At 61.5% G+C, this 17,338-nt stretch carries 15 protein-coding genes; 5 read left to right on the forward strand and 10 right to left on the reverse strand.

Going from position 1 to position 17,338, the window contains the following annotated elements:
- Nucleotides 1–18: 18 nt before the first annotated feature.
- The gene (locus J3P89_RS27840) at nucleotides 19–402 is read right to left on the reverse strand and encodes a COG4315 family predicted lipoprotein (RefSeq protein WP_434696286.1); all 384 of its coding nucleotides are present in this window, start codon (nucleotides 400–402) and stop codon (nucleotides 19–21) included.
- A 152-nt stretch (nucleotides 403–554) separates the two neighbouring features.
- Between J3P89_RS27840 and phoB the strand changes: the two genes are divergently transcribed.
- The 3 genes from phoB (at nucleotide 555) to J3P89_RS27855 (ending at nucleotide 4,076) form a co-directional block, all read left to right on the forward strand.
- Nucleotides 555–1,244 (forward strand): phosphate regulon transcriptional regulator PhoB, encoded by a 690-nt coding sequence (phoB, locus tag J3P89_RS27845; RefSeq protein WP_003177195.1) that lies wholly within the window; start codon nucleotides 555–557, stop codon nucleotides 1,242–1,244.
- Nucleotides 1,245–1,325: 81 nt separating this feature from the next.
- Nucleotides 1,326–2,612, forward strand: coding sequence for a phosphate regulon sensor histidine kinase PhoR (gene phoR, locus J3P89_RS27850; protein WP_434698069.1), 1,287 nt, complete (start codon nucleotides 1,326–1,328; stop codon nucleotides 2,610–2,612).
- A 123-nt stretch (nucleotides 2,613–2,735) separates the two neighbouring features.
- The gene (locus tag J3P89_RS27855) at nucleotides 2,736–4,076 is read left to right on the forward strand and encodes a hemolysin family protein (RefSeq protein ID WP_434696287.1); all 1,341 of its coding nucleotides are present in this window, start codon (nucleotides 2,736–2,738) and stop codon (nucleotides 4,074–4,076) included.
- A gap of 147 nt (nucleotides 4,077–4,223) precedes the next feature.
- On the opposite strand, the gene J3P89_RS27860 is transcribed toward J3P89_RS27855, so the two are convergent.
- The 8 genes from J3P89_RS27860 to J3P89_RS27895 form a co-directional block, all read right to left on the reverse strand.
- A complete protein-coding gene (locus tag J3P89_RS27860) occupies nucleotides 4,224–5,120 on the reverse strand; it encodes a peptidoglycan DD-metalloendopeptidase family protein (RefSeq protein WP_434626772.1) in 897 nt (298 codons plus the stop codon).
- Between the two features lie 246 nt (nucleotides 5,121–5,366).
- Nucleotides 5,367–6,320 (reverse strand): response regulator, encoded by a 954-nt coding sequence (locus J3P89_RS27865; protein ID WP_434696288.1) that lies wholly within the window; start codon nucleotides 6,318–6,320, stop codon nucleotides 5,367–5,369.
- Between the two features lie 166 nt (nucleotides 6,321–6,486).
- Nucleotides 6,487–7,248 carry a phosphate signaling complex protein PhoU gene (gene phoU, locus J3P89_RS27870; protein WP_072397242.1) on the reverse strand — a complete coding sequence of 254 codons (762 nt, stop codon included), beginning with the start codon at nucleotides 7,246–7,248 and terminating at the stop codon, nucleotides 6,487–6,489.
- A 113-nt stretch (nucleotides 7,249–7,361) separates the two neighbouring features.
- Nucleotides 7,362–8,195 carry a phosphate ABC transporter ATP-binding protein PstB gene (gene pstB / locus J3P89_RS27875; RefSeq protein WP_434570575.1) on the reverse strand — a complete coding sequence of 278 codons (834 nt, stop codon included), beginning with the start codon at nucleotides 8,193–8,195 and terminating at the stop codon, nucleotides 7,362–7,364.
- 142 nt (nucleotides 8,196–8,337) lie between these two features.
- Nucleotides 8,338–10,008: a phosphate ABC transporter permease PstA gene (gene pstA / locus J3P89_RS27880; protein WP_434696289.1), complete on the reverse strand. Its 1,671-nt coding sequence runs from the start codon at nucleotides 10,006–10,008 to the stop codon at nucleotides 8,338–8,340.
- Nucleotides 10,009–10,023: 15 nt separating this feature from the next.
- Entirely contained in the window at nucleotides 10,024–12,057 is a 2,034-nt protein-coding gene (locus tag J3P89_RS27885) for an ABC transporter permease subunit (RefSeq protein ID WP_434631563.1), read from the reverse strand.
- A gap of 396 nt (nucleotides 12,058–12,453) precedes the next feature.
- On the reverse strand, nucleotides 12,454–13,452 hold the full coding sequence (locus J3P89_RS27890; RefSeq protein ID WP_250963871.1) for a phosphate ABC transporter substrate-binding protein PstS: 999 nt from the start codon (nucleotides 13,450–13,452) through the stop codon (nucleotides 12,454–12,456).
- A gap of 227 nt (nucleotides 13,453–13,679) precedes the next feature.
- A complete protein-coding gene (locus J3P89_RS27895) occupies nucleotides 13,680–14,978 on the reverse strand; it encodes an MFS transporter (RefSeq protein ID WP_434696290.1) in 1,299 nt (432 codons plus the stop codon).
- A gap of 375 nt (nucleotides 14,979–15,353) precedes the next feature.
- Between J3P89_RS27895 and J3P89_RS27900 the strand changes: the two genes are divergently transcribed.
- Together J3P89_RS27900 and J3P89_RS27905 are read left to right on the forward strand one after the other, a co-directional pair.
- The gene (locus J3P89_RS27900; RefSeq protein WP_003177184.1) at nucleotides 15,354–15,758 is read left to right on the forward strand and encodes an acyl-CoA thioesterase; all 405 of its coding nucleotides are present in this window, start codon (nucleotides 15,354–15,356) and stop codon (nucleotides 15,756–15,758) included.
- Nucleotides 15,759–15,815: 57 nt separating this feature from the next.
- On the forward strand, nucleotides 15,816–16,715 hold the full coding sequence (locus tag J3P89_RS27905; protein WP_434654382.1) for a D-hexose-6-phosphate mutarotase: 900 nt from the start codon (nucleotides 15,816–15,818) through the stop codon (nucleotides 16,713–16,715).
- A gap of 66 nt (nucleotides 16,716–16,781) precedes the next feature.
- Here J3P89_RS27905 and J3P89_RS27910 read toward each other — a convergent pair whose 3' ends face one another.
- Entirely contained in the window at nucleotides 16,782–17,318 is a 537-nt protein-coding gene (locus J3P89_RS27910; RefSeq protein ID WP_305497682.1) for a DUF3299 domain-containing protein, read from the reverse strand.
- Nucleotides 17,319–17,338 lie beyond the last annotated feature (20 nt).

The raw sequence follows: 17,338 nt of genomic DNA on the forward strand, positions 1-17,338 counted from the left end.
AGAGCGGTTTGGTGCTGGTCAGTCGGGCTTGGCGATTTTCCAGACGCCGCCCTTGCCGTCACCGGTCTTATCCCCTGCCTTCTTGTCGCCGACGAAGGTGTACAGCGGATCGCCGTCATAGGCCCACTGTGACGCGCCGTCGTCACGGGTGATCACGGTCCATTCGCCCGCAGGAGTCGCGGTGCTTTCAGCCTTGAGCGGTGGCCAGTTTTCGGCGCATTTATCGTTGCATACCGACTTGCCTCCGTCGTCCTTGTCGTAGGTGTACAACGTCATGCCCTTGTGATCGACCAGCACGCCATCCTTGACCATAGCCGGTTCGCCAGCCGCAAGCGCCATTCCTGGCAACGCCAGCGCAGCCACCAGCCCCAACGCCTTGATGGATTGAATGTAATAAGCCATGGAAACCTTCCTTTGCAGTTGTCAGGATTCGGACCCAAAAGCCTAGCCCAAGATCGCCTCTGCTGCCGTCCGGGGAAATAACTGTCACACGACTGCAATAATTCCGTTATCTAATGCGGCGCAAGACAGTTAAATGACAAGAGGATTACCCCATGGTTGGCAGGAGCATTCTGATCGTCGACGACGAGGCGCCCATCCGCGAGATGATCGCCGTTGCGTTGGAGATGGCCGGCTATGACTGCATGGAAGCAGAAAACTCTCAACAGGCCCACGCCATCATCGTCGATCGCAAGCCCGACCTGATCCTGCTGGACTGGATGCTGCCAGGCACCTCCGGCATCGAGCTGGCCCGGCGTCTCAAGCGCGATGAGCTGACGGGTGACATCCCGATCATCATGCTCACCGCCAAGGGCGAAGAAGACAACAAGATCCAGGGCCTGGAAGTCGGTGCCGACGATTACATCACCAAGCCGTTTTCCCCTCGGGAGCTGGTGGCGCGCCTCAAGGCCGTGCTGCGTCGTGCCGGGCCGACCGATGGCGAAGCGCCGATTGAAGTTGGCGGCCTGCTGCTGGACCCGATCAGCCACCGCGTGACCATCGATGGCAAGCCCGCCGAGATGGGCCCGACCGAATATCGCCTGTTGCAGTTCTTCATGACTCACCAGGAGCGCGCCTACACCCGTGGGCAACTGCTGGATCAGGTCTGGGGCGGCAACGTGTACGTCGAGGAGCGCACCGTGGATGTGCACATCCGGCGCTTGCGCAAAGCCCTCGGCGACGCCTATGAGAATCTGGTACAAACCGTGCGCGGCACCGGTTATCGTTTTTCGACAAAGGCCTGACCCGAGCCCTTACCGCCCGACAAGCTGACAAGGACGCGCGCTCAAGTGAATCAAAACTGGCATGGCACCCTGATCCGCCACATGTTGTTGCTGGTGACCGGTTGCCTGTTGATCGGCCTGATCACCGGCTACTACGGCTGGAGCCTGGCCGCGGGCCTGGCGCTTTACCTGGCCTGGACCCTCAAGCAATTGCTGCGCCTGCACGAGTGGCTGCGCCTGCACCAACCCGACGAGGCCCCGCCCGACGGCTACGGCTTGTGGGGCGAGGTGTTCGACAGCATCTACCACCTGCAACGGCGCGACCAGCGCGTTCGCGGCCGCCTGCAGGCGGTGATCGACCGCGTCCAGGAATCCACCGCCGCGCTGAAAGACGCGGTGATCATGCTCGACAGCGACGGCAATCTGGAATGGTGGAACCGCGCCGCAGAAACCCTGCTGGGCCTCAAGACGCCACAGGACAGCGGCCAGCCGGTGACCAACCTGGTGCGCCATCCGCGCTTCAAGGAATATTTCGAGCAAGACAATTACGCCGAACCGCTGGAAATCCCGTCGCCCACCAATGATCGGCTGCGCATCCAGCTGTACATCACCCGCTATGGCAACAACGAGCACCTGATGCTGGTGCGCGACGTGACGCGCATTCATCAACTGGAACAGATGCGCAAGGATTTCATCGCCAACGTATCCCATGAACTGCGTACGCCATTGACGGTGATCTGCGGTTACCTGGAGACCCTGCTCGACAATGTCGAGGAGGTGAACCCGCGCTGGACCCGTGCCTTGCAACAGATGCAGCAGCAGGGCGGACGCATGCAGACGCTGCTCAACGACCTCCTGTTGCTGGCGAAGCTGGAAGCCACCGACTATCCCTCGGACAACCAGCCGGTGCCCATCGAGGACCTGCTGCAATTCATTGCCCAAGATGCGCAGGAGTTGTCCGGTCCCAAGCAGCAGTCCATCACGCTTGAAGCAGACCCGACCGTGCAACTCAAGGGCAGCGAGGCGGAACTGCGCAGCGCGTTTTCCAACCTGGTGTTCAACGCGGTCAAATACACGCCTGAACAAGGGCGGATCCATGTGCGCTGGTGGGGCGATGAACAAGGCGCACACCTGAGCGTGCGCGATTCCGGCATCGGCATCGATAGCAAGCATCTGCCGCGCCTGACCGAGCGTTTCTACCGGGTCGACTCCAGCCGCAACTCCAACACTGGCGGAACCGGGCTCGGTCTGGCAATCGTCAAGCATGTGCTGCTGCGCCATCGTGGACGCATGGAAATCAGCAGCGTGCCCGGCCATGGCAGTACGTTTACCTGCCATTTCACCCCGGCGCAGGTGGTCCGCGGACGGCACTCCAGCCACGACGAATGACGCCGGCCGGCGCTCCCCACTAGGCAATCGCCCGGTCAGCCGCTACATTGGCTGACTTGTGCCTGCCTTTTCAGGCACCGAATTTCCCATCATACGAACATACGGAACCTGCAAAACTCCATCATGGACCCTTCCCCTGGCTTGTCCCTCGCTACACTCTTCGCCGAATTCGGCATGATTCTTTTTGCTCTGGTCCTGGTCTTGCTCAACGGTTTTTTCGTTGCGGCCGAGTTTGCCATGGTCAAGCTGCGCTCGACCCGGGTCGAGGCCATCGCCGAGCAGAACGGCTGGCGCGGACATATTCTGCGCACCGTCCACAGCCAGCTCGACGCCTATCTCTCGGCCTGCCAGTTGGGTATCACCCTCGCCTCCCTGGGGCTGGGATGGGTCGGCGAGCCGGCCTTCGCGCACATTCTCGAGCCGCTGCTGGGCGCGGTTGGCGTCCAGTCGCCGGAAGTGATCAAGGGCGTGTCGTTCTTCACCGCGTTCTTCATCATTTCCTACCTGCACATCGTGGTCGGCGAGCTGGCGCCCAAATCCTGGGCGATCCGCAAACCGGAACTGCTGTCGCTGTGGACGGCCGTGCCGCTGTACCTGTTCTACTGGGCCATGTACCCGGCGATCTACCTGCTCAATGCCAGCGCCAACGCGATCCTGCGTATCGCCGGCCAGGGTGAGCCCGGCCCGCATCATGAACACCATTACAGCCGCGAGGAGTTGAAGCTGATCCTGCACTCCAGCCGTGGCCAGGACCCGAGCGACCAAGGCATGCGCGTGCTGGCCTCCGCCGTGGAAATGGGCGAGCTGGAGGTGGTGGACTGGGCCAACTCCCGGGAAGACCTGGTAACGCTGGAATTCAATGCCCCGCTCAAGGAAATCCTGGCGATGTTCCGTCGCCACAAGTTCAGCCGGTATCCGGTGTACGACAGCGAGCGCCAGGAATTCGTCGGCCTGCTGCACATCAAGGACCTGCTGCTGGAACTGGCGGCCCTGGACCACATCCCCGAATCGTTCAACCTGGCGGAACTGACCCGCCCGCTGGAGCGAGTATCGAGGCACATGCCGTTGTCGCAGCTGCTGGAGCAGTTCCGCAAGGGCGGCTCGCACTTCGCCGTGGTCGAGGAAGCCGACGGCAATATCATCGGCTACCTGACCATGGAAGACGTTCTGGAAGTGCTGGTGGGCGATATCCAGGACGAACACCGCAAGGCCGAGCGCGGCATCCTCGCCTACCAGCCGGGCAAGCTACTGGTGCGCGGCGACACCCCGCTGTTCAAGGTGGAACGCCTGCTGGGCATCGACCTGGACCACATCGAAGCGGAAACCCTGGCAGGGTTGGTCTACGAAACCCTGAAACGGGTGCCGGAAGAGGAAGAAGTGCTGGAAGTCGAAGGCCTGCGGATCATCATCAAGAAGATGAAAGGGCCGAAGATCATTCTGGCGAAGGTTTTGATGCTCGATTGAGTGTCGATCTGCCCGCAAGTTGAAGGCATAACCCACTGTGGCGAGGGAGCTTGCTCCCGCTGGGTCGCGAAGCGACCCCAAAAGCGACGACTGCTTCGCAGCCGAGCGGGAGCAAGCTCCCTCGCCACGAAAAGCCTCCGCACACAGCTACTGCTTGCCCAACGCAAAGTTGGGCAAGTCACCCACCGGCTGGTTGAACTGATAGGGAATCGACACCAACCCCAGCCCGGTGTTGCGCTGTACCACGAAGTGCAGGTGCGGGCCGGAGCTGTTACCGGTGTTGCCTGATAGCGCCAGCGGCGTGCCCACCACGACCCGTTGCCCCTCCTGGACGCTCACCGAGCCCTTCTGCAGGTGCAGGTAGACTCCCATGGTCCCGTCATCGTGCAACACGCGCACAAAGTTGCCGGCAGGATCGGTGCCGCGCCCGGTCTGCTCGTTCTCGGTCTTGACCACCACGCCGCCACGCGCCGCGATGATAGGCGTGCCTTCGGGCATGGCGATGTCCATGGCGTAGCGGTTCTTCGGGCCGTAATGGCTGTATTGGCCGTTGGCGCCCTGGCTCAACCGGAACGGCCCGCCACGCCAGGGCAACGGATAGCGATAAGCTTGCGCCGTGCCTGCGGGGTCGCCCAGGGAGTATTCGAACCTTGGGGTATAAGCCAGTGGCCTGCCGGGCCGGGTGGCCGTCAGCAGCGCCAGGCGAAGGTTGCTGCGCGCAGGCAGCACGCGGCGGATCGGCCGGCTCGGCGCTCCGCTGACATTGCGCAACCCGGCGAAGCTCAGCTCGATTTCCACCGGGGCATAGAGATCATTGCGCACGTACACCGCGTCCGCGCCCTTCTGCTTCCTGATGTCGAGAAACACCTGGCGCTCCAGGCGCTCGACCATGCGATCACGAAATACGAACACCTGGGAGCCTTTGCTGGGGCGGTCACTGTAGGAGACCACGCCATTGGCGTCGGTGGATTTGTAGATGGTCATCGCCAAGGCCGGGGTGGCGGCCAGGACAAGACCACAGGCGAACAGCAACGGCACGAGCATGGGCAAGAATTCTGTCGAAATGAAGGCCTGCAAAGCAGCCTAGCAGCTGGGATGGACCAGCGTAGTCGACGGATGTTTCAAAATTGGATCGGCGGTCGGGTTGAAGCTGATGGCCTTTTCGTCGGATCGCCGCCCGGAGCAGGCTCGCTCCCACAGTGATTTGTGCAGGCCACACAAATCTGTGCCCTACAAAAAACCTGTGGGAGCGAGCCTGCTCGCGAAAGCGGACTGAGGGGCGCCGCCAGATCAGGCGCCCGGTACGAAGTGCTTCTGCGCCGTGCCGCGGGCGATCAGGCGGGAGATGTAGTCGAGTTTCTGCGGGTCTTTGTCGACGAAGCGGAAGGTCAGTTGCAGCCATTCGCTGTCAGGGGTCTGCTCATGGGCGACGATGGCGTGCAGGTAGCCGTTCAGACGAGCGGTTTCGGCGTTGTCGCCCTGCTCCATGTCCAGCACCGAGCTCTCCAGCACTTGCGGCAGGATGTCGGTGCGCTTGACCACCAGCAGCGCTTCCTTGAGGCTCAGGGCCTTGATCACGCATTGCTGGGTGCCGCTGGACAGGCGCAACTGGCCTTGGCCGCGATTGGCAGTGGGTGCGGACGCGGCAGGTGCCTTGACGGGCGGGCTGTTGAGCAAGCCACGTGCCGCCGGAGCGACAGCCGCAGCGGGTGCAGGCGCGGCAGCGGGCTTGGCAAACGGGTTCGCCGCTGGCGCAGCCGCCGCAACCGGAGCGGCCTTGCCGCCGGTCAGGGCACTGAGCGAATCATTGCCGAACGCCGAATTCATCTTGGTCGGAGCGCTGTTCATCAACGTGTCGAGCTTGCCGACCTTGTTCAAGGCCTGCTTGACCTTGGTCAGCAACTGTTCGTTGGTGAAGGGTTTGCTGACGTAGCCGGAAACGCCGGCCTGGATCGCCTGGACCACGTTCTCCTTGTCGCCACGGCTGGTCACCATCACGAAAGGCATGCCCTTGAGATTGTCCTGCTGGCGGCACCAGGTCAGCAATTCCAGGCCGGACATTTCTGGCATTTCCCAGTCGCACAGCACCAGGTCGAACGCTTCACGGGCCAGCAGGGCCTGGGCTTTCTTGCCGTTCACCGCGTCTTCGATGCGGATGCCTGGGAAGTAGTTGCGCAGGCACTTCTTCACCAAGTCACGAATGAACGAAGCATCGTCCACGACCAACACACTGACCTTACTCATCCAGATACACCTCTAAAAAATCCCGGCAAGCATACCGCCTTACTGATGGCACATCGCCAAAAACCTTCAGTCACGCCGGGACTTTTCGTTCGCGGGGTGCTGCTTTTGATTAAAAAAACCGCAAAAAAAAGCCCGACCAGAAGGCCGGGCGCTTTTCTTGGCAATCTTACTTATCGTCAGTTTGACCGGGAACATTAGCGGTTTCGGACGGGGTGCCCTCAACTTCTTCCTTCATCCGCTTGAGCCCCATGTGCCGGACATCGGTGCCACGCACGAGGTAGATCACCAGTTCCGAGATGTTGCGTGCATGATCGCCGATACGCTCCAAAGAACGCAGCACCCAGATGATGCTCAACACCCGGGAAATCGAACGCGGGTCCTCCATCATGTAGGTCGCCAGCTCGCGCAGGGCGGTCTTGTACTCGCGGTCGATGATCTTGTCGTACTGGGCCACCGACAGCGCCAGGTCGGCGTCGAAACGGGCGAAGGCGTCCAGCGCATCGCGGACCATGTTGCGCACCTGGTCACCAATGTGGCGAACCTCGACGTAGCCGCGCGGCGCTTCGCCTTCTTCGCACAACTGGATGGCGCGACGAGCGATCTTGGTGGCTTCGTCGCCGATCCGCTCAAGGTCGATCACCGACTTGGAGATGCTGATGATCAGGCGCAGGTCGGAAGCCGCCGGCTGACGACGGGCCAGGATGCGCAGGCATTCTTCGTCGATGTTGCGTTCCATCTGGTTGATCTGGTCATCAATCTCGCGCACTTGCTGGGCTAGACCGGAGTCGGCCTCGATCAGCGCGGTCACCGCGTCGTTGACCTGCTTTTCCACCAGCCCGCCCATGGCCAGCAGGTGGCTGCGCACTTCCTCAAGCTCAGCGTTGAACTGTGCGGAAATGTGGTGAGTAAGGCCTTCCTTCGAAATCATGGTTTTGCTCCGCAAAAGCTGTGAGCTGCAAGCTTCAAGCTGCAAGCTGATATATGTCGTTACTCAAACCGCCTTTACTTGCCGCTTGTAGCTTGAAGCTTGCGGCTTTACGGCTAGCCGTAGCGACCCGTGATGTAGTCCTCGGTCTGCTTCATGGCCGGATTGGTAAACAGGGTATCGGTGTCGCCGAATTCCACCAGCTTGCCCATGTACATGAACGCGGTGTAGTCGGACACCCGCGCCGCCTGCTGCATGTTGTGGGTCACGATGACGATGGTGAACTTGGACTTGAGTTCGTAGATCAGTTCCTCGACTTTCAGCGTCGAGATCGGGTCGAGTGCCGAGCAAGGTTCGTCGAGCAGCAGCACTTCCGGCTCCACGGCGATGGTGCGGGCGATCACCAGACGCTGCTGCTGCCCACCGGACAGGCCCAGCGCCGATTCGTGCAGGCGGTCCTTGACCTCATCCCACAGCGCCGCGCCCTTGAGTGCCCACTCCACGGCTTCATCGAGTACGCGCTTCTTGTTGATGCCCTGGATCCGCAGGCCGTAGACGACGTTCTCGTAGATGGTCTTGGGGAACGGGTTGGGCTTCTGGAACACCATGCCCACGCGACGACGCAGTTCGGCAACGTCTTCGCCCTTGCGGTAGATGTTGTTGCCGTAGAGGTTGATTTCGCCTTCGACGCGGCAGCCGTCCACCAGATCGTTCATGCGGTTGAAGGTGCGCAGCAAGGTCGACTTGCCGCAGCCCGACGGACCGATGAACGCGGTGACGCGCTGTTTCGGGATGTTCAGGCTGACATCGTACAGCGCCTGTTTCTGACCGTAGAACAGGTTCAGGCCGGGCACTTCGATGGCGACGGTTTCCTGAGCCAGGTTCAGGCTCTGCTTGTCGCGGCCCAGGGCCGACATGTTGATGCCGTGTGTAGGTGCGTCGTGTTGCATGGGAGGCTCCCTGTGCTAACAAATTCGGTTCGGAACGCCTGTGTGGCGGCCCCATGAAATTCCAATGTAGGAGCGAGCCTGCTCGCGAAGGGGGCCTTGAGGCCGCCAAAAGCTTCGCGAGCAGGCTCGCTCCCACAGACCCTCAACTATCCAGTGCCTTGTACTTCTCTCGCAGGTGGTTACGGATCCACACCGCCGACAGGTTCAGGGTCGCGATCACCAGCACCAGCAGCAACGCCGTGGCGTAGACCAATGGCCGGGCTGCTTCGACGTTCGGGCTCTGGAAGCCGACGTCATAGATGTGGAAGCCCAGGTGCATGATTTTCTGGTCCAGGTGCAGGTACGGGTAGTTGCCATCCAGCGGCAGCGATGGCGCCAGTTTCACCACGCCCACCAGCATCAGCGGCGCTACCTCGCCGGCGGCACGGGCCACGGCGAGGATCATGCCGGTCATCATCGCCGGGCTCGCCATCGGCAGGACGATTTTCCACAGGGTCTCGGCTTTGGTCGCACCGAGGGCCAGGGAGCCTTCGCGCACGGTCCGCGGAATCCGCGCCAGGCCTTCCTCGGTGGCCACGATCACCACCGGTACGGCCAGCAGCGCCAGCGTCAAGGAAGCCCAGAGCAGGCCCGGCGTGCCGAAGGTCGGTGCCGGCAAAGCCTCGGGGAAGAATAGCCGGTCAACCGAGCCGCCCAGCACATAGACGAAAAAACCCAGCCCGAACACGCCGTAGACGATGGCCGGAACGCCTGCGAGGTTGTTCACCGCGATGCGGATCAGGCGGGTCATCGGCCCCTGGCGCGCATACTCACGCAGGTAGACCGCTGCCAGTACGCCGAACGGCGTGACGATCATCGCCATGATCAGGGTCATCATCACAGTGCCGAAAATCGCCGGGAAGATCCCGCCTTCAGTGTTGGCTTCACGCGGATCGTCGCTGAGGAACTCCCAGACCTTGCTGAAGTAGAAACCCATCTTGGTGAACGTGCCCATGCCGTTTGGCTGGTAGGCGTGCACCACTTTGCCGATCTCGATTTCCACTTCCTTGCCGTTGGCATCGCGGGCCGTCAGGCTGTCGCGGTTGAACTGCGCATGCAGGTCGGTCAGGCGGGCTTCGATGTCCTTGTAGCGGGCGTTCAGTTCGGCGCGTTCGCTTTCCAGGTCAGCCTGGGCGGCGGCGTCGAGCTTGCCGTCCAGCTCCAGCTTGCGACCGTGCAGGCGGATGCGCTCGAGGCCGGCGTTGATCGCGCCGATGTCGACTTTTTCCAGGGTCTTGAGTTCGTCGGCCAACTGGTTGACCCGCTCGATACGCGCTTGCAGCTGCGGCCAGGCGGCTTCGCCCTCGGCGATGATCTTGCCTTGTTCCTTGACGTTGACCAGGTAACCGTAGAAGTTGCCCCACTCACGTCGCTCCAGAGCCATCAGCTCCGGCGGGGTCGTCTGGTTGCTCAGCCAGTCGCCGACGATCCAGGTGAAGTCGGTACCGTTGAGGTCACGGTTGCCGACCTTCACCAGTTCGCGGGTCATGAACTCCGGGCCTTCGTCCGGCACCGGCAGGCCAGCGCTTTTCAGGCGCTCGCGAGGCACTTCTTCTTTCTGTACGACTTCGCCGACCACCAGGTGCGCCGGCATGCCCGGTACGTTGTAGCTGGCGTGGATCAGGTCGGCTGGCCAGAAGTGGCCCAGGCCGCGCACGGCAATCACCGCCAACAGGCCAATGGTCATGATGACCGCGATGGACACCGCGCCACCGCTGATCCAGACGCCCGGGGCGCCGCTCTTGAACCATCCTTTCAGGGAGTTCTGTTTCACAGACTTCTACCTTTCTTAAAGCGACGAATATTTCTTGCGCAGACGCTGACGGATCAGCTCGGCGAGGGTGTTCATGACGAAGGTGAACAACAGCAGCACCAAGGCCGACAGGAACAGCACGCGGTAATGGCTGCCGCCGACTTCCGACTCGGGCATCTCCACCGCGACGTTGGCCGCCAGGGTGCGCAGGCCTTCGAACAGGTTCATTTCCATTACCGGGGTGTTGCCGGTGGCCATCAGCACGATCATCGTCTCGCCCACCGCCCGGCCCATGCCAATCATCAGCGCCGAGAAGATGCCCGGGCTGGCGGTGAGGATGACCACGCGGGTCATGGTCTGCCATGGGGTAGCGCCCAGGGCCAGCGAGCCCAGGGTCAGGCCGCGAGGCACACTGAACACGGCGTCTTCGGCAATGGAGTAAATGTTCGGGATGACCGCGAAGCCCATCGCCAGGCCGACCACCAGGGCGTTGCGCTGGTCGTAGGTGATACCCAGGTCATGGGAGATCCACATGCGCATGTCGCCGCCGAAGAACCAGGCTTCCATGTACGGGCTCATGTATAGCGAGAGCCAGCCGACGAACAGGATCACCGGGATCAGCAAGGCGCTTTCCCAGCCGTCCGGCACGCGCAGGCGAATGGATTCCGGCAGGCGGCTGAAAGCGAAACCGGCGACCAGGATGCCGATCGGCAGCAACATCAGCAGGCTGAAGATGCCCGGCAGATGCCCTTCGACGTACGGCGCCAGGAACAGACCGGCGAAGAAACCGAGGATCACCGTCGGCATCGCCTCCATCAGCTCGATCACCGGCTTGACCTTGCGGCGCATGCCGGGGGCCATGAAGTAGGCGGTGTAGATCGCTGCGGCAACCGCCAGCGGCGCGGCCAGAAGCATCGCGTAGAACGCCGCTTTCAGGGTGCCGAAGGTCAGCGGCGACAGGCTCAGCTTGGGTTCGAAGTCGGTGTTGGCGGCAGTCGATTGCCAGACGTACTTGGGCTCATCGTAGTTTTCGTACCAGACCTTGCTCCACAAGGCGCTCCACGAGACTTCCGGGTGTGGGTTTTCCAGGACCAGCGGTTGCAGCTTGCCGCCCTGCTCCACGATCAGGCGGTTGGCCCGTGGCGACATGCCGAACAGGCCTTGGCCATCGACTACCTGATCAACCAGCAAGGTGCGGTGGGCAGTACTGTGGAACACGCCAAGCTTGCCGGCGGCGTCGAGCGCAACGAAGCCCTTGCGACGCTCTTCGGCGCTGATCTCGACGATAGGCGCGCTGCCCATCTGGAAGGTACGAATCTGTTTGAAACGCAGCTCGCCGTCCGGATCGCGAGCCATGAACCACTGGGCCAGGCCGCCCTTGGAATCACCGATGATCAGCGATATGCCACCGACCAACTGGGCAACGGCGGTGACCTGGGCGTCAGCGTTCTCGAGCAGCTTGTAGCGACCGTTGAGGCTCTTGTCCCGCAGGCTGAACACATCGGCCTGGGCGCGCCCGTTGACCACATACAGCCACTGCTGGCGCGGGTCGACGAAGATGTTTTTTACCGGCTCGGTCATCTGCGGCAGATCGATACGCGTCTGCTCGCTGGTGATTTCACCGGTCATCATGTTTTCTTCGCTGGTGAGCGACAGCACATAGAGCTGCGCGCCGCTGGAGCCAGCCAGCAGCAACGTCGAATCGGTAGCGTTGAGGCTGACATGCTCCAGGGCCGCGCCCTGCTCGTTCAACGCGATCGGCGCTTCACCGTAAGGGTATTCGATGGCCGGAGAGATGGTTTTCTTGCCGTCGGGGTAGCTGACTTTATAAGTGTGGCGGAACACCAGGGCCTGGCCATTGGACAAGCCGATCGCCACCAGCGGGCTGCCGGGCTGATCTTCACCGATGGACGTCACAGTGGCGCCGGCCGGGATCGGCAGGTCGACACGCCGCAGTTCGGCACCGCTGTCGAGGTTGTAGAACAGCGCCACGCCCTTGTCGGAAACCCGCATCGCCACCTGGTTCTGTTCTTCGATGGCGATCATCAGCGGCTTGCCGGCGTCTTGCATCCAGGCAGGGGTAATCGAGTCCTTGGCGGTCAGGTCCGCGCCTTGGAACAGCGGCAGTACCACGTAGGCCAGGAAGAAAAAAATCAAAGTAATGGCGGCGAGGACGGCGAGGCCGCCAACCAGCACGTACCAACGGGTGAGGCGATCCTTGAGCGCGCGGATGCGGCGCTTGCGTTGCAGCTCAGGCGTATTGAAGTCAATGCGCTTGGGAGGGGAAGTCGTAGTCATTGTGGAGTTGGCCAGATCATTCATGCGCACACCCTAGCGATCCTGTATGACAGAAAGATGACAGTGAAGTGACGCAACAAATCCACCGCCGGTGGGAACCGGCAGCGGATGGAAATTTGGTCTGTGGCAGCGAGCAAGCTCGCTCCCACAGGGGCCTGGGCTCAGGCGTTACTGCTTGGCGACGTTGCCGCCTTCCTGCAGACCCAGGTCAGCCAGTGCCTTGGCGGCGACTTTGGCTGGAACCGGGATGTAGCCGTCCTTGACCACGACTTCCTGGCCTTGCTTGGACAGGATCAGCTTGACGAACTCGGCTTCCAGCGGGGCCAGAGGCTTGTTCGGTGCCTTGTTGACGTAGACGTAGAGGAAACGCGACAGCGGATACTTGCCGTTCAGGGCGTTTTCTTCGGTGTCCTCGACGAACTCGCCGCCTTCCTTCTTGGCCAGGGCAACGGTTTTCACGCTGGCGGTCTTGTAGCCGATACCCGAGTAGCCGATGCCGTTAAGCGAGCTGCTGATCGACTGCACAACCGAAGCCGAACCTGGTTGTTCGTTGACGTTTGGCTTGTAGTCGCCTTTGCACAGGGCTTCTTCCTTGAAGTAGCCGTAGGTGCCGGACACCGAGTTGCGGCCAAACAGCTGGACTGGCTTGTTGGCCAGGTCGCCGGTCACGCCCAGGTCGCCCCAGGTCTTGACGTCAGCCTTGGCGCCGCACAGGCGAGTCGAGGAGAAGATCGCATCGACCTGAGCCATGGTCAGGTGCTTGATCGGGTTGTCCTTGTGCACGAATACCGCCAGGGCATCCACGGCAACCGGGATAGCGGTTGGCTTGTAGCCGTACTTGGTTTCGAAGGCCTGCAGCTCGTTGTCCTTCATCTTGCGGCTCATCGGGCCCAGGTTGGCGGTGCCTTCGGTGAGTGCGGGCGGCGCGGTGGAAGAACCGGCGGCCTGGATCTGGATGTTGACGTTCGGGTATTCCTTCTTGTAGTTCTCTGCCCACAAGGTCATCAGGTTAGCCAGGGTATCGGAGCCGACGCTGGACAGGTTGCCCGACACACCAGTGGTCTTGGTGTAGCTCGGGATCGCAGGGTCAACAGCGGCAACCGCGTTGGCAGTCGCGACGCCAGCAGCGACAAACGTCATTGCCGCCATCAAACGCTTCAGTTTCATGCCTTACTCCTAGCAGATAGGGTGTGTTAAGTCGGCCAAGTATCGATAAGCCGTATGAACACTCTATGGCTGAAATATGACAATTGGATGAAAGGCCAGCATTGGGTTTCGCAGGATGATTCATGGTGCCCTTTTCGCGAGCAGGCTCGCTCCCACCAGGGAATGCAAACCCATGTGGGAGCGAGCCTGCTCGCGAAAGGACCAGTACAAGTGAGAAAAAGCGCCGGTTATCGGCCCTTCTTCCAGAGATACCCACCGATCAGCATCCCGATCCCGCAGATGATCGCCACGTAGTACGCCGGCCCCATCGGGCTCTCTTTCAACAGCAGGGTCACGATCATCGGGGTCAACCCGCCGAAGATCGCATAGGCCAGGTTGTAGGAGAACGACAGTCCGCTGAAGCGCACCACGGCCGGGAAGGCATTGACCATGACGTAGGGCACCGCGCCAATGGTGCCGACCAGCAAGCCACTCAAGGCGTAGAGCGGGAACAACCACTCGGGGTGCTCGAACAGGCTGTGGTAGAAGGTCCAGAAGGTAATCAGCAGCAAGCCGCTACCAAAGACGAACACCCGCCCGGCGCCGAAGCGGTCAGCCAGCACACCCGCGCCGATACAGCCGAAACTCAGGAATACGATCGCCAGGCTATTGGCCTGCAACGCCGTGGTCGGGCTGAAGTGATACACGGTCTGCAGCACGGTGGGTGTCATCAGGATCACCACGATGACGCCCGCCGATAGCAGCCAGGTCAACAGCATCGAAATGACAATGGCGCCGCGATGATCACGCAGCACCGCGCGCAACGGCACTTCTTCGGCCAGGGCCTTGCGCAATTGCAGCTCGGCAAATACCGGGGTTTCGTGGAGCCAGCGGCGCAGGTACACCGAAAACAGGCCGAACACGCCGCCCAGCAGGAACGGGATCCGCCAGGCGTAATCCGCCACTTCCACCGACGTATAAATGCTGTTGATGGCCGTGGCGACCAGCGAACCCAGCAAAATCCCCGCCGTCAGGCCACACGTCAGCGTGCCGCAGGCATAGCCGATGTGGCGCGCCGGCACGTGTTCGGAAACGAATACCCAGGCGCCCGGCACTTCGCCGCCAATTGCGGCGCCCTGGATCACCCGCATCAGCAGCAGCAGAATCGGCGCCCACATGCCGATCTGCGCATAAGTGGGCAGCAAACCCATGATCAGGGTCGGCACGGCCATCATGAAGATGCTCAGGGTGAACATCTTCTTGCGCCCCAGCAGGTCGCCGAAGTGGGCCATGATGATCCCGCCCAACGGCCGGGCCAGGTAACCGGCGGCAAAGATGCCGAACGTCTGCATCAGGCGCAGCCACTCGGGCATTTCGGCCGGGAAGAACAATTTGCCGACCACGGTGGCAAAGAACACGAAAATGATGAAATCGTAGAACTCCAGCGCACCGCCCAAGGCAGAAAGCGACAGGGTCTTGTAGTCGTTACGGGTCAGCGGACGGGCCGGTTGTGCGGGTGTCGCCGTGCTCGAAGGCGCAGTGGTCATGGCAAGTGCTTCTCTTATAGTCGATTCTGCGGCCCCGACAACGCTGAATGGGCGCCCGGGCAGGTTCGGCACGATAGCAAATTGTTCGAAAAAGCACATAGAGGCGCGTAATTGACAGTCGAAATCAGAACCGAGTGGTCGTCTCGACGACTATCGCCCGATATACTCGCAACCTTGCAACACTCTGTAAGGGGTTGCTGTGCGAAAACGTCGTTGGTGGCGCAATACGAGATCAGCCGGTTTCGCAGAGTTTCCCTTTGGCACGCCTTGACGAAAAACGTGACGAACGCAGCATGTTCGGGCTGAATCGTTTTTTTAAGGACGGCTACTCACCTGAAATACAAGACAGCGTTACGGGTCAGAGGCACCCCCGGCATGATAGAGCTCGAACAAGAAGATCCAATCCCGCAAGGCGATCTGGCCCTGCAAATCACCGCGCTTCCCCGAGAGACCAACGGCTTCGGGGATATTTTCGGCGGTTGGCTGGTGTCCCAGATGGACCTGGCCGGCACCGCGATGGCCAGCAAGGTTGCCGGCGGCCGCGTGGCCACCGTGGCGATCGATCGCATGGCGTTCCTGGTGCCGGTGGCAGTGGGTGCGCAATTGTCGTTCTACACCCAGGCCCTGGAAATCGGCCGAAGCTCGATCCAGATGATGGTCGAGGTCTGGAGTGACGACCCATTGTCCAGCGAATGGCGCAAGGTCACCGAAGCGGTGTTCGTGTTCGTCGCCATCGATGGCAGTGGTCGTACCCGCTCGGTTCCACCTCGGGCGCGTTAAACACGGCGGCCGTTTTGCGGTCCATTGCAGTCCATGTTCCTGAACGAGATTTGCAGCATGCCAACGCCTAACGTCGAAGCCGTCAAACTGGATGAACTGAACGGTTGGCGCATCCGCCACGGTCAGGCCGAGTTGCTCGTGGCCCAGCAAGGCGCGCACGTTCTCAGCTATCAGGTGGACGGCCAGCCGCCGCTGATCTGGCTCAACGACCAGGCGACGTTCAAGACCGGCAAGAGCATCCGTGCCGGCGTACCGGTGTGCTGGCCGTGGTTCGGCAACCTGACGCGCAACCCCGACAGCGTCCAGGCCATGCGCGTCAGCAACGAACCGGCCACCGCCCACGGCCTGGTACGGGCAATGGATTGGGAACTCAAGGGCATCGAAGCCGAGGGCGAGAGCCTGAAGATCGAATTCGTGCTGCCCTACCCCGAAAACGGTTTGTCCGGCTGGCCCCATCAGGTCGACCTGACCTTGACCATCGTCATGGACGAGCAACTGCATATCCATCTGACCAGCCATAACCGTGGCAGCGAAACCGTCAGCCTGAGCCAGGCGCTGCACAGCTATTTTGCGGTCAGCGACGTGCGCAACGTGCATGTCGACGGAGTGGATGGCTTGCGCTACGTCGAGACCCTGGATGACTGGAACGTCCATACCCAGGCCGGCGAGCTGCATTTTGCCGGCGAAACCGACCGGATCTATCTCGATACGCCGCCGACGCTGAGCATCGTCGACGCGCATTGGCAGCGACGCATCGAATTGACCGCTACCGGTTCACGTTCGGCGGTGATCTGGAACCCCTGGACCGAACGGGCCAAGGCCTTCAGCGACATGGCCGATGATGGCTGGCAACGCATGCTCTGCATCGAGACGGCCAATGTGATGGATGATGTGGTGACGTTGTTGCCAGATGCCAGCCATACGCTGGGCGTGAGCATTCGCAGCAAACCGCTCTAAACACACTGAACAAAAATCCCCTGTGGGAGCGAGCAGGCTCGCTCCCACAATGGGTTGATGCCAAGCCTACAAATCCGCCTCCTGCACCACCCGCACCTTCTGCGCCTCCATCGCATACGCCGCGCTCGCCAGGTCGTTGTCGACCTTTTCGATCTTCAGCGTGCCGGTGACCCACAGCGGCGTGTAGATATCATCCAGCTTCAGGCCCTTGGGATAACGCACCAGCACCAATTGATTGGGTGGCGGTGGCGGGACGTGGATGCAGGCACCGGGGTATGGCACCAGGAAAAACAGCGTGCTGCGGCCCTTGGCGTCGGTTTCCAGCGGCACCGGGTATCCGCCGATGCGGATGTGCTTGTCGTTCATTGATGCCACGGTCTTGGTCGAATACATCACCGCCGGCAAGCCTTTGCTCTGCTTCAGGCCACCCTTTTCGGTGAAGGTGCCGTTGGCTTCGGGGGAGTTGTGATCGATCTCGGGCATGGCCTCGAGGGCCTTCTGGTCCGACTTGGGCATCAGTTCGAGCCAGTCGGTTTCGGGCAGCTCGGCGGCGTGGGCCAGGCCAGTGCCCAGCAGAAGGAAGGTCAGCAGTAGACGGCGCATGAAAGGGCTCGGCATTAGGG

It is taken from the genome of Pseudomonas sp. Z1-14 (genome assembly GCF_051132005.1).
In the GTDB taxonomy this organism is placed as follows: domain Bacteria; phylum Pseudomonadota; class Gammaproteobacteria; order Pseudomonadales; family Pseudomonadaceae; genus Aquipseudomonas.

Bases quoted from the DNA above. Each gene is read 5' to 3' on its own strand.
- J3P89_RS27840 (WP_434696286.1), bottom strand. From the start codon at position 402: ATGGCTTATTACATTCAATCCATCAAGGCGTTGGGGCTGGTGGCTGCG.
- phoB (WP_003177195.1), top strand. From the start codon at position 555: ATGGTTGGCAGGAGCATTCTGATCGTCGACGACGAGGCGCCCATCCGC.
- phoR (WP_434698069.1), top strand. From the start codon at position 1,326: ATGTTGTTGCTGGTGACCGGTTGCCTGTTGATCGGCCTGATCACCGGC.
- J3P89_RS27855 (WP_434696287.1), top strand. From the start codon at position 2,736: ATGGACCCTTCCCCTGGCTTGTCCCTCGCTACACTCTTCGCCGAATTC.
- J3P89_RS27860 (WP_434626772.1), bottom strand. From the start codon at position 5,120: ATGCTCGTGCCGTTGCTGTTCGCCTGTGGTCTTGTCCTGGCCGCCACC.
- J3P89_RS27865 (WP_434696288.1), bottom strand. From the start codon at position 6,320: ATGAGTAAGGTCAGTGTGTTGGTCGTGGACGATGCTTCGTTCATTCGT.
- phoU (WP_072397242.1), bottom strand. From the start codon at position 7,248: ATGATTTCGAAGGAAGGCCTTACTCACCACATTTCCGCACAGTTCAAC.
- pstB (WP_434570575.1), bottom strand. From the start codon at position 8,195: ATGCAACACGACGCACCTACACACGGCATCAACATGTCGGCCCTGGGC.
- J3P89_RS27885 (WP_434631563.1), bottom strand. From the start codon at position 12,057: ATGCAAGACGCCGGCAAGCCGCTGATGATCGCCATCGAAGAACAGAAC.
- J3P89_RS27890 (WP_250963871.1), bottom strand. From the start codon at position 13,452: ATGAAACTGAAGCGTTTGATGGCGGCAATGACGTTTGTCGCTGCTGGC.
- J3P89_RS27895 (WP_434696290.1), bottom strand. From the start codon at position 14,978: ATGACCACTGCGCCTTCGAGCACGGCGACACCCGCACAACCGGCCCGT.
- J3P89_RS27900 (WP_003177184.1), top strand. From the start codon at position 15,354: ATGATAGAGCTCGAACAAGAAGATCCAATCCCGCAAGGCGATCTGGCC.
- J3P89_RS27905 (WP_434654382.1), top strand. From the start codon at position 15,816: ATGCCAACGCCTAACGTCGAAGCCGTCAAACTGGATGAACTGAACGGT.
- J3P89_RS27910 (WP_305497682.1), bottom strand. From the start codon at position 17,318: ATGCGCCGTCTACTGCTGACCTTCCTTCTGCTGGGCACTGGCCTGGCC.